Source organism: Providencia sp. PROV150 (assembly GCF_028481025.1).
Classification (GTDB): domain Bacteria; phylum Pseudomonadota; class Gammaproteobacteria; order Enterobacterales; family Enterobacteriaceae; genus Providencia; species Providencia hangzhouensis.
In genome coordinates this window covers 45,714-59,851 of record NZ_JAMPPJ010000003.1, presented here as the reverse complement: position 1 = coordinate 59,851, position 14,138 = coordinate 45,714, and the positions used below count along the sequence as shown (strand labels likewise).

At 36.1% G+C, this 14,138-nt stretch carries 7 protein-coding genes and 2 tRNA genes; 4 read left to right on the top strand and 5 right to left on the bottom strand.

From position 1 onward, the window contains the following. The first annotated feature begins 142 nt into the window (after positions 1–142). Both PSE83_RS03530 and gltP read left to right on the top strand, forming a co-directional pair. Entirely contained in the window at positions 143–805 is a 663-nt protein-coding gene (locus PSE83_RS03530; protein ID WP_094962311.1) for a GntR family transcriptional regulator, read from the top strand. Positions 806–1,368: 563 nt separating this feature from the next. Next, a complete protein-coding gene (gene gltP / locus PSE83_RS03525; protein ID WP_004259943.1) occupies positions 1,369–2,676 on the top strand; it encodes a glutamate/aspartate:proton symporter GltP in 1,308 nt (435 codons plus the stop codon). A 483-nt stretch (positions 2,677–3,159) separates the two neighbouring features. Here gltP and lpxL read toward each other — a convergent pair whose 3' ends face one another. From lpxL to PSE83_RS03510, 3 genes are all read right to left on the bottom strand, one after another. Beyond that, positions 3,160–4,083, bottom strand: a complete 924-nt coding sequence (lpxL, locus tag PSE83_RS03520; RefSeq protein WP_004259939.1) for an LpxL/LpxP family Kdo(2)-lipid IV(A) lauroyl/palmitoleoyl acyltransferase — start codon at positions 4,081–4,083, stop codon at positions 3,160–3,162. 569 nt (positions 4,084–4,652) lie between these two features. After that, positions 4,653–4,728: transfer RNA gene (locus PSE83_RS03515), tRNA-Thr, on the bottom strand. A 5-nt stretch (positions 4,729–4,733) separates the two neighbouring features. Further along, a tRNA-Ser gene (locus PSE83_RS03510) sits at positions 4,734–4,821 on the bottom strand. A 213-nt stretch (positions 4,822–5,034) separates the two neighbouring features. Between PSE83_RS03510 and rcsD the strand changes: the two genes are divergently transcribed. Next, on the top strand, positions 5,035–7,728 hold the full coding sequence (gene rcsD, locus PSE83_RS03505) for a phosphotransferase RcsD (protein ID WP_164565197.1): 2,694 nt from the start codon (positions 5,035–5,037) through the stop codon (positions 7,726–7,728). Position 7,729: 1 nt separating this feature from the next. Beyond that, positions 7,730–8,380, top strand: a complete 651-nt coding sequence (gene rcsB, locus PSE83_RS03500; protein ID WP_004259923.1) for a response regulator transcription factor RcsB — start codon at positions 7,730–7,732, stop codon at positions 8,378–8,380. A 78-nt stretch (positions 8,381–8,458) separates the two neighbouring features. Here rcsB and rcsC read toward each other — a convergent pair whose 3' ends face one another. Together rcsC and gyrA are read right to left on the bottom strand one after the other, a co-directional pair. Beyond that, the gene (gene rcsC / locus PSE83_RS03495; protein WP_232062974.1) at positions 8,459–11,245 is read right to left on the bottom strand and encodes a two-component system sensor histidine kinase RcsC; all 2,787 of its coding nucleotides are present in this window, start codon (positions 11,243–11,245) and stop codon (positions 8,459–8,461) included. Positions 11,246–11,458: 213 nt separating this feature from the next. Continuing rightward, complete coding sequence (gene gyrA / locus PSE83_RS03490; RefSeq protein ID WP_036958090.1) at positions 11,459–14,059, bottom strand: DNA topoisomerase (ATP-hydrolyzing) subunit A; 2,601 nt, start codon at positions 14,057–14,059, stop codon at positions 11,459–11,461. Between the last annotated feature and the right edge of the window lie 79 nt (positions 14,060–14,138).

Sequence of the window (14,138 nt, the reverse complement as noted above, 5' to 3'; positions counted from 1 at the left end):
TTGATGCAATAAATTTAAATTTCACTATTCTTGTGCAAATATATGGAATGGAATAAGTAATAGAGAAAGGAAACTTGCTGCTATAACTTGAATATGGGAATATAACGCCTTATCACCCCTGAGACTAAAATTAGCCTTTATTATGAAAAAACAACCTGTTGTACAAACTTTATCTGTCACTATTGCAGAAGTTATACGCCATAAGATAACAGTTGGGGAGATCACACCAGGTCAACGCTTATCTGAAGCAGCATTAAGTGAGGAACTCGATATTTCTCGAAATACATTGCGAGAAGTTTTTCGCGTACTCACACAGGAAGGTTTATTAACTTATGCCCCAAATAAGGGCGTATTTGTCTCAGTGCCTGATATGGCTGCCATTATCGATATTTATCAAGTTCGCCGACTCATTGAATGTGATGCACTAACTCATGCATATGCCTTGCATCCATCAGTTCAAAAAATGAAAGATGCTGTTCAAGAAGCTCGTGAACATGAAAAGACAGAAAATTGGGTGGGTGTAGGAACTGCAAATATGAAATTTCATACTGCCATTGTTGAGCTATCTGACAGCGAACGCTTAATTAAATTATACCGTAATGTATCCGCTGAATTACGGCTGGCCTTTGGTCATCTTAATGACCCTAAAATTTTATATGCTCCCTATATTGATAAAAACCATTCTATTCTTAGATTATTAGACTCTGGCCAAAATTTAGATGCCTCTAATATGTTACGTGATTACTTAGACCTTTCTGAACGCACATTACTCGCTGCATTTAAACGGAAACAATCTGCACTTTGAGTTGCTTTAATATTAATAGTTTTCTTATTTAACTCGCTCATCCCTTACTAATTTCATTACATAAACTTTAGTAGGTGGTCATTTATAGTCATACCTTGATATTTTAATAATTCCTATTCTTCTAATAATGATTAGCTCAAATTAAATTCTTTTTTTATTAACTTATTAAATTGAATGAGTTATACAGAAAATTATATTCTGCTGACTTTTCAATAAAAAGATTATTTTTAGAGGTTGTTTTTTACTCTATCTAGTTTTATTCGCGAAAAAATAAGTAACAAAAAAGCAATATCATTAACAATTTAAAATAATTGCTTACATTTAATTAAAATGACAACTTCACCTTAAAATCTACTGATTATTAACAAAAATCCATAATATTTAACATGCATCGCTATTTTACTATCTAAATTTAACATAATAAACATATTGATATAAATTACATATTGAAATTACTCAAATTTATCGAGTTAATAGTTGTAGTTTTCTCGAATATTCGATATAAAATTTATGATAATAACAACACATACATAAAAATTATTAATATAAAATGAGATTTCATTATGACATTAAACCAAGTGACTAAAAAGAAGCTGTTTAAATTTGGCCTAGGATGGCAAATACTGGTTGCTCTTATTTTAGGTGTTATTGCTGGTGCACTTTTACATGATAATACAGAGTACAAAGATTGGTTGATTCTAAATATTCTTTCCCCGGCAGGTAAAATATTTATTCAGTTAATCAAAATGATTGTTGTTCCTATTGTTATATCGACTCTAATTGTTGGAATAGCCGGGGTTGGTAATACTAAGCAATTAGGTTCTCTCGGCTTTAAAACTATCCTTTATTTCGAAATTATCACTACAATTGCCATTATCGTCGGTATCTCTTTTGCCAATATATTCCAGCCTGGTGTTGGTATCGATATGTCGCAATTAACGCAGGTCGATATTTCTCAATATGAAAAAACCACTCAAGAAGTCGAAAGCCACCCTTCGGGGATCATTAATACGATCTTAACTTTAGTTCCGAGTAATATTTTCGCAGCGATGGCAAGTGGTGATATGCTACCAGTCATCTTTTTTGCTGTATTATTTGGCTTGGGGCTCTCTTCTTTACCATCAGAGAAGAAACAACCGTTACTCAATGTATTACAGACTTTCTCTGAAACAATGTTCCGTGTAACAAATATGATTATGATGTATGCCCCAATCGGGGTTTTCGCATTAATATCCGTTACCGTCGCTAACTTCGGCTTTTCATCATTAGTTCCTTTATTAAAACTTGTTATCCTCGTCCATTGTGCAATTATATTTTTTGCTGTAGTTGTACTAGGATTAGTCGCTCGTTATTGTCGAATAAATATTTTCACTTTAATGAAAATATTAAAAGATGAGTTATTGCTCGCTTACTCAACAGCCAGTTCTGAAACCGTACTTCCTCGTATTATGGATAAAATGGAAAAATATGGCGCTCCTAAATCCGTAACAAGCTTTGTTATTCCAATTGGCTATTCATTTAACTTAGATGGCTCTACATTATACCAAAGTATTGCTGCTATTTTTATTGCCCAACTCTATGGTATCGAACTCTCCATTGGGCAAGAACTAATCTTAGTATTTACCCTTATGATCACATCTAAAGGCATTGCGGGTGTCCCTGGAGTTTCATTTGTTGTTCTGCTTGCCACATTAGGAAGTGTCGGTATCCCACTAGAAGGATTGGCATTCATTGCGGGTGTTGACAGAATTCTTGATATGGCACGTACTGCACTTAACGTTGTAGGCAACGCCCTAGCCGCACTTGTTATTGCCAAATGGGAACATAACTATGACGATAAAAAAGCTCGTGAATATGAAGAAAGTTTTTAGTTTATTCTAAAGTAACTCTATATTAGAATAGTCTTCGATTAACATCGTTATTGAAGGCTATTCGATTTTTACATATTTTACGTGATAAATGACCAGATATTTTATTATTTATTAATTACTCATTAACTTAGTTATTTTTACTTATTAAGTGTAATTTATTTCACATTTTTTTAATTTTTTAAATGGAAATTGGTATTTTATTATTAGTGGAACTACACTAAAAAAGAGTTTTAATTAGCCGTTTATTATATTCGCCAAAGCAGGAAACAATGAATCAAGTAAGAAGATTTCTTTTGTTTTTAAAGGTGCTCCAACACCTAATGGTAATTTTTATATTTTCATTATCATACTTTATGCTACACAGCTGGTTATAACGATAACCTTGTGCTAAACAAGGCTATAAATTATTAATAGACGAGATAAAACATGTGTTTATCTCGTTTTTTATTATGAACTTTAAAGTGCCATAAGATAAATATAAAACTAGCTATAAAGCGACACTTCCCCTTCAGGCCGGGTTTTAAACCGTCGATGAGCCCAAAGGTACTGCTCGGGCGCTTTCATTATTTCAACCTCTAAGATAGAGTTAATTATTGTTGCATCCTGTAATGCATCAGAGCTTGGGTATTCTAGTATTTCTTTTCCCAGTACCAAATCATAATTAGCACCGCTCTTATTTCTCAATAATGTTACCGTGAGTGTTGGAGATTTAGATAATTGAGCAAGTATTGAGGTTCCTTTTGACGTGGAACTATTTTTGACAGAAAAAAACGGCGCAAATATCGTGCCTTTTCTTCCAAAATCTTGGTCCGGTGCAAACCATATGGATTTACCACTTTTTAACTCTTGAACCATAAATTTTAAATTTTTACGATCAATCATTCCTTTACCAGAACGACACCGTCCTTTTGTCTGAATATATTCCATCGCTTTATTGTTATGAGGACGATACATTGCATTAACAGGAAAACAAAGCCCCATAATCCGGCCACCGAGTTCAAGTGACATAAAATGGACCCCAACAATAATCACACCTTTATTTTTAGCAATAGCATCTAAGTAATTGGACATTCCTTTTACTTGAAATAATTTTTTAACTTTTTTATCACTCCAAAACCAGGCTATCCCAGTTTCAAATAATGCGATACCTAAAGATTTTAAGTTATCATTCACCAAAGTATCTATTTCATTTTTGTTTTTATTTGGGAAACACAATTCTAAATTTCGCTTAATGATTGATACTCTTCTTTTAATAAAATACCGTGAATTACTGCCTAAAAAAGCACCAAGCCACATTTGCCATTTATACGGCAATTGAACTAATAAAAATAAGATAAAAACTCCCACCCAAGTTACTACATACTTCGGGTGGACCAATTTCAGTGAAAATGGGTTTTTGGCGTACATTATATCTCCCAATACTTCGCCTTTGCAGAATGCACGCTATTTTAGACAATATTTAGTCTTTTAAATTCAACATGATTACTACAACAAGATGGGTTTTCACCCATAACTATCTGAATACCTTGCAGTTCATCTCCCTTTCGAGTAGATAACAGCCGAATAATCTTTCCAAGCCATTAAGCAATATTTGATTTTTAATATGGCTAATTAATAAATAGCTCTGTGAAGTTCGTTTTCTATTCATCAAAACTATGCATCGGTTAGGCCAACAACATAATCACTTAAACTGCAAGGAACAGATAAAATTATCACATATATGGCTTAATTAATCTCACTATTAATATGCACTTTTGTCATTTTGCGAATTTTTTTGCTGATTTTTGTCAATTTAATCGTTACTTTTTATTGGTGCTTTCAAGAAGCCACCACAATCAGCGATGGAAAGAAAAATTGATGTTCTTTTGGTGATGGAGCCAGAAGTTTGTCACATCAGCGACTAAAGGTAGTTAAATAATATGGATTACAAGCAAGAAAAAACCCGTTACATCTATTAAATGTAACGGGTTCTTATTTGGTGCCGGCTACCGGAGTCGAACTGGTGACCTACTGATTACAAGTCAGTTGCTCTACCAACTGAGCTAAGCCGGCGAATATGGCGGAGAGATAGAGATTCGAACTCTAGGATGGTTTCCCATCGGCGGTTTTCAAGACCGCTGCCTTCGACCGCTCGGCCATCTCTCCATGGGGCGCGATTATGGAGGAATCCCAGCAACTTGTCTACCCCTGAAAGTAAAAAAATTGATTTTTTTACTTCGTTTGGCTAATCTTCACTCAATTGCTCTCTCTTTTCCAAGAAAAATGGTAATATCTGTGCAAAATCGGTGTCTATCCTTTCTCTAGGCGTATGATTTTTAACCTAATAATACTTTTGCCGATGGGACGACTTGCTACAGTATGTACAAACAATCATTATTAAAGCCAAACACTCTTTTTCGTATTTTCGCAGCATTTATTTTACTGCTGATAGTGATGCTTTGTTTATCACTATTTAACTACTATCAAGCATTGGTTCAAAGCCGTCAGGCTAGTTTGAACAGTATGGCTAGTCGGTTAGCGTATCAAATCGAAGATTATCGTTATCAAGCAAGCCATATCTACAAAATTGCCAATAATAAATCCTCTACCCCATCCGCTGATCAGCTTGCCGTGACAGGAATACGCCATGATATTTTTTGGCTAAGTAGTGCCAACCAATCCATCGATGCTATTGTATTTGGCAATAATAAGCAAAGTAGTAATGTTTTAGCATCTAAACTTGCAAATTATATGGAGATTGTCTGGGGAGCCCGTAATGAATATAACTCAATGTATTATCTCAATGGCTTAGACAATACCCTAGTCTTAGTGACCACTCATTCAATTCTTAAACCTGAGCTACGTTTTAAAGAAAGTTATCTCACATTAACTGCTGAAGAAAAACGTGCTGATATGTTGACTCAATCAACATTATTAGACCGACGGGAAATAATTTCAAATATTCAAAAGTACTCTCCCGATAACCTTTTTTACTATACATATCGGCTAATGTTTAATTCTCCAGGGCAGCTAACGAGTGTTATATCCTTTGATATTTCTATCAATTCACTGATCCCTCCAAATTTAAATGGGGATTTTTTTACGATTAATACACGCCCTGCAAGCACAGGTAGCAATGAACCTCATACAACTTGGGTCGGAACTAACCTCATTTTCTCCCACCCTATTGATGGCACCAGCTATCAACTTTATTACCATGTCTCATTAAAAAGCATTATCTTTAATGTTATTGGCTATAACTTATGGCTAATGACTGGCATGCTTATTATGATCTTCTTCGCTTTACTGATCATGCTATTCATTCGTAAGCGCCTTATTTCGCCCAATACAAATATGTTGCAAGAGCTGAGTTTTAATGAATCATTGACAAGCGATATTATCAGCCATATTTCATACGGTATTTTGGTTTATGATTTTAATACTAACAAAAAGATTCTGAGCAATGATATTGCTAACCAGTTATTACCTTCTATGGATCTTATTCACATTAAAGAAATGGCGATAGAAAACCATGATGTTATCCAAGTTTCTATCGAGAATATTATCTATGAAGTTATTCTTGTCAATAGCATGACAAAACCCAATACCGTTCTCTTTATTATTATCGACAAAGACAAAGAAGCATTGACCCAAAAACGTCAAGAATTAGCAAATCGTGAGTACAAAAAAAATATTCACATGCGTAAGATTGTATTTGAGAATATGTGTACTGAGATATTACCCTCACTAATTAAGGTGGATGAACAATTAACTAAATTATCCGAAATAGTCAGCGCAAATAACCGTGCATTTATTTTAGAAATTGAAAGTCAGCTTTTTTATATCAATCGCTGGTTTAAAAACATTAACTTATTAAATCAGCTTGAGTCTCAAGCTAGCTCAGTAAAAACTGAAAACGTTTCTATCAGTAATCTTGTTAGCGAGTTTTTGAAACAAAATTTATCCCAATGCAATAACAAGGGGTTAGCACTTTATTTTCATAATAATCTCAATCCAGATTCACTGATCATGGCAAACCCTGATTATTTAAAACAGTTAATACAACTAATTTGGGATTATTCTATTGCAACAACCTCTTTTGGAAAAATTTCATTCGCGTTATCTTATGATGCCAATAAAAATGTAATTTTATTGAGTATTAAAGACAGTGGAACTGGGGTCAGTAATCTTGAGCTTAGTAATTTACACAGTCCTTTTACTGGGCAAATTTTGAATGCTTCTAACTTTACGCGTTCAGGCATAACATTTTATTTATGTAAGTTACTGGTTAAAAAAATGAATGGTACTTTTTCTATTCGTTCTAGTGATGCAATAGGCACTCATTATGAAATTACGCTTCCTGCAGCTAAAGAAATGCTCGTCAAAGACTTCCCAGCTTTATTGGAAGATGTTTGTATACGTTTAAATATACATAATGCAGATATCTCACGGATTGTTAGGAACATATTAACAAATTATGGAGCAGAATATTTGGACTTAAGTGAAAGTTCCCCTCACACCGACTGGGATCTTTTGATAACTGATAATAATGAGGAATGTTTTGAAAATATTGTTAAAGTAAATGGTACTCTTTTAGGGATTAATCAATTACAACCTCATTACATCGAAACTAACTACAATTTTGCTGATGAATTAATTGATGCTATCTCATTATTGATCGAAAACGCAGAGCATGAGCATGCTGATATTTTGCCTCCAGACCATGTTAGTACTCAAGCGCTTTCACAGAACTCGAATGAATCAATTGAAAATGCAATTACAAGTTATCAATTAGCACTGGCAAATAGCGGATATCGAGATTTGTTTATCACAACAGTACCGATAGATATTAATAAACTGTATAATAGTGAAAGTGTTGAGGATTTGACCGAATTGAAAAACACTGCACATCGTTTAAAAGGAGTTTTTGCTATGCTCGAATTTACTTATCTTCATGAACTTTGTGAAGATTTGGAGCGTTACATAGCAGATGAAAACGGATTGGAAATAAAAAATTGCATTAGCATGCTGGATAATTCAGTCAAAAAACTAATGCCAGAAGGTAACCAATAATATGAATAACCTAAATGTCATTGTTGCCGATGATCACCCTATCGTTCTTTTCGGCATCAGAAAATCACTTGAACAAATTGAATGGGTGAATATCGTAGGGGAATTTGAGGACTCAACCTCTTTAATTAATAACTTAGCGCGCTTAAATGCAGACGTGCTAGTTACTGATTTATCTATGCCAGGTGACAAATATGGCGATGGTATTACTTTAATCAAATACATCAAGCGGCATTATCCTGACCTGTCAATTATTGTTCTCACTATGAACAATAACCCTGCCATTCTTAGCGCTATTTTAGAGCTGGATATTGAAGGAATTGTGTTAAAACAAGGTGCGCCAGCTGATTTACCTAAAGCTTTAGCGGCTTTACAGAAAGGCAAAAAATTCACACCAGAAAGCGTGAGCAAACTGTTAGAAAAAGTCAATGCAAGCGGCTATGGCGATAAACGTTTATCACCAAAAGAAAGTGAAGTGCTACGTTTGTTTGCTGAAGGTTTTTTGGTCACTGAAATTGCAAAGAAACTTAACCGCAGTATAAAAACAATCAGTAGCCAGAAAAAATCAGCTATGCTGAAATTAGGTGTTGAAAATGATATAGCGCTACTGAATTACCTTTCTTCTGTCAGCATTGATAACTCGCCTTCAGAGTAAATTTCATTTTAACTATAAGACTACGCCAATAAAAACCCAGTTATGGGTTTTTATTTTTGCGTCATTTTTTAGTCACATTCAACAATAGCGCGTCAAAGTCTCACGTAAAATTGCAATTGTTGTCGGTTTTGATAAACAATCATTCATTCCTGCGTTAATACAGCGTTGCTTTTCTTCTGCCATTGCATTAGCAGTTAATGCAATAACGGGTAAATTGAACTCTAAACGGCGCAGTTCCTTTGCCAACTGGTAGCCATCCATATTTGGCATATTTACATCTGTTAAAACAATATCAACATGATGATTATCTAAATATTTTAATGCATCTAGCCCATCTATCGCTGTGCCTGTAGTAAAACCGATAGTCGCTAATTGTTCACTCAATAATGCTCTATTAATTGGATGGTCATCGACAATTAATACATGGTGTTCACTTAACGAATGGTCAGCAACCAATGATGGATTTACTGTACTATTTTTCAGCGATTGTTCGGCCGTTTTCATGATGGCTTTATCAATTAAGATAGGTAATTTATCTAATTGATATGTATTATAAATCCACTGGTTTTGTTTTATTTGGTGGAGTTCACCCGCATAAATACTTGATAATTGGATATGATGTTCACAAATGCCCCTTTCAGCCTGCTCATAATCAGTTATTAAGAGATCATAATGTTGTGTCTTATCCGTTGCATTATGGCGGACAACAGAAAATTGTTCTTGGCTTAATAAACGCAAAAGAAAGTTCATTAAAAATTCATTTCGACACGAAACTGCAATCCGATAATGAGCCCGGTATTCTGGAATATTTTTCTTAAGATATTCTTGACCATATAAAGGAATTCGAATAGTAAATGAACTACCAAGTCCAATTTGGGAACTGACCTCAATGTCACCATCCATGAGGTTAACCAGTTTTTCGCAAATAGCTAGACCTAAACCAGTTCCTTTATGGCCCATATTATTTTGGTCATAAACTTGAAAGAATGGATCAAACAACTTCATGACCACCGCATGTGTCATTCCAATCCCTGAATCACGTATTTCAATCTTTAAATAATTCTCATCTTTCCATACATAAAGCAATACAAAACCTGATTCTGTAAACTTAATACTATTATTAACAATGTTAGAAATCACTTGTTGTAAACGAACAGGGTCATTCAAAATGAGATCAGGTATATTAGGCTCAATAAAAGAATATAAAGATATTTTTTTCTTCGTGACTAATGGCAGGTAGTTTGCTAATACAAACGCAAAAACCTCTCGACAATTAAATAATTTGCTTTCTATTTTCAATTGCTTAGATTCAATTTTCGAAAAGTCTAAAATATCACTAATAATCTGCAATAAAAGTGAAGATGAATTATCCATAGTTGAGACTAAGCGTGTTGCTTTCTCAGGTAATTCATAACGTTGTAGTAATTCTATATTACCAATAATTCCATATAACGGCGTTCTTAATTCATGACTAACTGTCGCTAAAAACATTGACTTAGCATGGTTTGCTTGTTCCGCCGCATCGGCTACATCTTGTAGCGATTTTTCCATTTGAACACGAATGCTAATGTCGACTAATACACAAATAGCGACATCTTCATTTTGGTATCGAGAGTTTACAAAGCTAATTTGTAAGTGTGTGCCGTTGGTTGTCACCACATCTATATAATTGCTCGATTTTTGGCGAATAATTGTCAATATTCGCTGTTTATCATCATCATTTAACAGCCGAAAATAGTCATGGGCTAATTCATTACTGAGAATATTACCACCATCTGTTAATCTTAAAATGATGATACCGACCGGTGCTGATGCTACAATTTTGTGGTTGAATTGTTCATGTTCCTCAAGCCGTATCGCAGTGTTCTCTGCGGGTTCTAGCATTTTCCTTTCAAGTAACCAAATTAAAAAGAAAATCAGCCCACCCGTAAAAATATTTAGGAGGATACCGTAAAAAATGGTGTTTTCTAAACTCGCTAATATTTCCGACGTCGCAATTGAGAAAATGACCGTAATTTGAGAAGGTGCTAACCTTTTTTTGAAGATTAATTTTGAGTAATCTGAGTTAAAACCGAAAAATGAAGGCTCAGAAATATTGAGCAATGCAGAGCTCTTAGGATTGATATCTGTAGGTGAATATAAAACAGGCTGGTTATAGTCGTTAATTATCAATATTTCGATAGCCTTATTTCGCCGTATATTAAATTGATTTAAATTAATTGAACGTTCTAGCCCAATAAATGCGGGGAGCAGATTATCGTGCTTGATTGCTTGAATTAAGTAAACCTGCCCATAATCCGGCTGAGCACCATGCGTAATGGTAAATAGCTTACGCTCTTTACCTTGTAGCCTTAAACCTTGATAAGTTCGCACACTTTCGTAGCTAACTTTTTTTAGTATTTCTATATCCGATATTGTAGAACGAATAGGATAATCCACCAGACAATAACTTTTCGAACCCACTAAAAAGACATGGTTTAAAGCTTGAGGCGCTGCAATACTCTCTTTCCAAAAATAATTCAGTTGTTCAAAAGCCTGCAAATAGTTTTCAGCTTTATCCCTAAAATGATCACAATCCGTATTCGGAGTTAATTTATAGAACGAGTAATTAGAGGCATTTGGCAATTCCATAAATTTACTCGTAAAAGTATTTTCCTCTGTCGATTCTTGCAGCTTTATTTGGTACAGATCAGTCATCGACTGAATAGAATTCAGTGTCGCCGCCGTTTGCTGTATATAGACTTGTAGGTTTTCATACCCAGAATAGAACTGCTGGCGAAGATCAGATTTGTATTCATTAAATTGCGAATAAAGGAAAAATAAAGTGATAAAAGCACCCATGCCCCACAACATCAAGCCGAGGATACGAAATAAATCCCGAGAAAGTCTAAGTGATGTTTTAAACGAGGGTAAGTATCTCAAGCGTTTTCCTGTATATTCGATACGATGATCGCTAATTATACTCGATTACATAATAAAAAAGCGACAGACATGAAAAGTAATAAAACTAAGAAATTTAGACTAGAAACTAAAACGGGCAGCTAATATGCTACCCGTTCATTAAATTAAACGCGATAATTACTCTTGGTCGTCGATATTTGCATCATCAACACCGTTTTCTTCAGTGTTTTCAATCGCATTCTCATCATCATCTGTTTCAGCAACACGTTGTAAACCAACCACTTTTTCATCTTCAGCTGTTCTAATCAAGGTCACTCCTTGCGTATTACGGCCAACGACGCTCACTTCAGATACACGAGTACGCACTAATGTGCCGGCATCCGTAATCATCATGATTTGGTCAGTTTCATCAACTTGAATAGCACCAACAACATTACCGTTTCGCTCACTCACTTTGATAGAAATAACCCCTTGAGTTGCACGCGATTTAGTTGGGTATTCTGCTTCTTCAGTACGTTTACCATAACCATTTTCTGTGACAGTTAAGATATGGCCTTCACCACGTGGAATGATCAAGGATACGACTTTATCGTTATCCATTAATTTAATTCCACGAACACCCGTTGCAGTACGTCCCATTGGGCGAACAGCATCTTCAGCGAAGCGCACAACTTTACCTTGTGCAGAGAACAGCATGACTTCATTTGAACCATCGGTTAAATCAACCCCAATCAGTTCATCACCTTCATTCAAGTTCACTGCAATAATACCGGCACTTCTTGGGCGGCTAAACTCTTGTAAAGGTGTTTTCTTCACAGTACCACTCGCCGTTGCCATGAAGACGTTATAACCCTCTTCATATTCACGTACAGGTAAGATAGCGGTAATGCGTTCATCTTGCTCAAGTGGCAATAAGTTAACAATTGGACGACCACGAGCACCACGACTCGCTTCTGGCAACTGATAAACTTTCATCCAATACAAACGCCCACGACTTGAGAAACACAAGATGGTGTCGTGCGTATTGGCGACCAATAAGCGTTCAATGAAGTCTTCGTCTTTTGTTCGTGCAGCAGATTTACCTTTACCACCACGGCGCTGTGCTTCGTAATCAGACAGAGGCTGATATTTCACATAACCTTGGTGGGATAATGTCACTACCACATCTTCTTGATTGATCAAATCTTCAATATTGATGTCTGCGGTATTTTCTGTAATTTCTGTACGACGAGGGTCATTATAAGTATCACGAATAATTTCTAACTCTTCGCGAATCACTTCCATCAAACGTTCAGGACTACGTAAAATAAACAGTAAAGCTTCAATTTGTACTAGAAGATCACGGTACTCTTCCAGTAGTTTTTCGTGCTCAAGACCGGTTAATTTTTGGAGACGTAAATCCAAAATAGCTTGAGCTTGTTGCTCAGTCAGGAAATATTGCCCTTCATGAACACCGAACTGTGGTTCTAACCACTCAGGACGAGCTGCGTCATCACCTGCACGCTCTAGCATTGCCGCTACATTACCCAGATCCCAAGAACGTGCAATCAACCCTGCTTTAGCTTCAGCTGGCGTTGGTGCTTTACGGATCAATTCAATAATTGGGTCAATATTAGCAAGTGCGATTGCCAGTGCTTCAAGGATATGAGCACGGTCACGCGCTTTACGCAATTCGAAAATCGTACGACGAGTGACAACTTCACGACGGTGACGCACAAAAGCAGCAATGATATCTTTTAAATTCAGTATTTTCGGTTGCCCTTGATGTAGAGCCACCATATTGATACCAAAAGAAACTTGCAATTGAGTCAAGGAATATAAGTTGTTCAGGACAACTTCACCCACTGCATCGCGCTTAACTTCAATAACAATGCGCATACCGTCTTTATCCGACTCGTCACGCAGTGCACTGATTCCTTCAACACGTTTGTCTTTAACTAACTCAGCAATTTTTTCAATCAAGCGAGCTTTATTCACTTGATAAGGGATTTCGCTGACAATAATGGTTTCGCGACCATTTTTCTCATCGACTTCCACTTCAGCGCTTGCGCGGATATAGACCTTGCCACGCCCTGTACGATATGCATCAATAATCCCACGACGGCCGTTGATAATAGCCGCTGTTGGGAAATCAGGCCCTGGAATGTGTTCCATTAAACCTTCAATACTGATGTCTTCATCTTCTATATAAGCAAGACAACCATTAATCACTTCCCCTAAATTGTGAGGAGGAATATTGGTTGCCATCCCAACCGCAATACCAGACGACCCATTAACCAAAAGGTTTGGAATTTTCGTTGGCATAACTTCAGGAATTTGCTCTGTTCCGTCATAGTTTGGAACGAAATCAACGGTTTCTTTTTCAAGGTCAGCAAGTAGCTCATGGGCAATTTTCGCCATACGGATTTCCGTATAACGCATTGCCGCAGCGGAGTCTCCGTCAACTGAACCGAAGTTTCCCTGACCATCAACCAGCATGTAACGCATTGAGAAAGGCTGTGCAAGACGAACAATTGTCTCGTAAACAGCGCTATCACCATGTGGATGGTATTTACCGATGACGTCCCCAACAATACGGGCAGATTTTTTATAGGGTTTATTCCAATCATTTCCCAATACATTCATCGCATACAGTACTCTGCGGTGTACTGGCTTCAGTCCATCTCGAACATCTGGAAGCGCACGGCCGACAATAACGGACATTGCATAATCCAAATACGAACTTTTAAGCTCTTCTTCGATATTAACTGGTGTGATTTCTCTGGCAATCTCGCTCATGGAACCACTGTCCCTCATAACTTCGGATTCAAAGAGTAGAACTATACCACAATTCGCCAATTTAATAAAAATAAGAGAC

Bases quoted from the DNA above. Each gene is read 5' to 3' on its own strand.
- lpxL (WP_004259939.1), bottom strand. From the start codon at position 4,083: ATGTACGCCAAAAACCCATTTTCACTGAAATTGGTCCACCCGAAGTAT.
- gltP (WP_004259943.1), top strand. From the start codon at position 1,369: ATGACATTAAACCAAGTGACTAAAAAGAAGCTGTTTAAATTTGGCCTA.
- rcsD (WP_164565197.1), top strand. From the start codon at position 5,035: ATGTACAAACAATCATTATTAAAGCCAAACACTCTTTTTCGTATTTTC.
- rcsB (WP_004259923.1), top strand. From the start codon at position 7,730: ATGAATAACCTAAATGTCATTGTTGCCGATGATCACCCTATCGTTCTT.
- PSE83_RS03530 (WP_094962311.1), top strand. From the start codon at position 143: ATGAAAAAACAACCTGTTGTACAAACTTTATCTGTCACTATTGCAGAA.
- gyrA (WP_036958090.1), bottom strand. From the start codon at position 14,059: ATGAGCGAGATTGCCAGAGAAATCACACCAGTTAATATCGAAGAAGAG.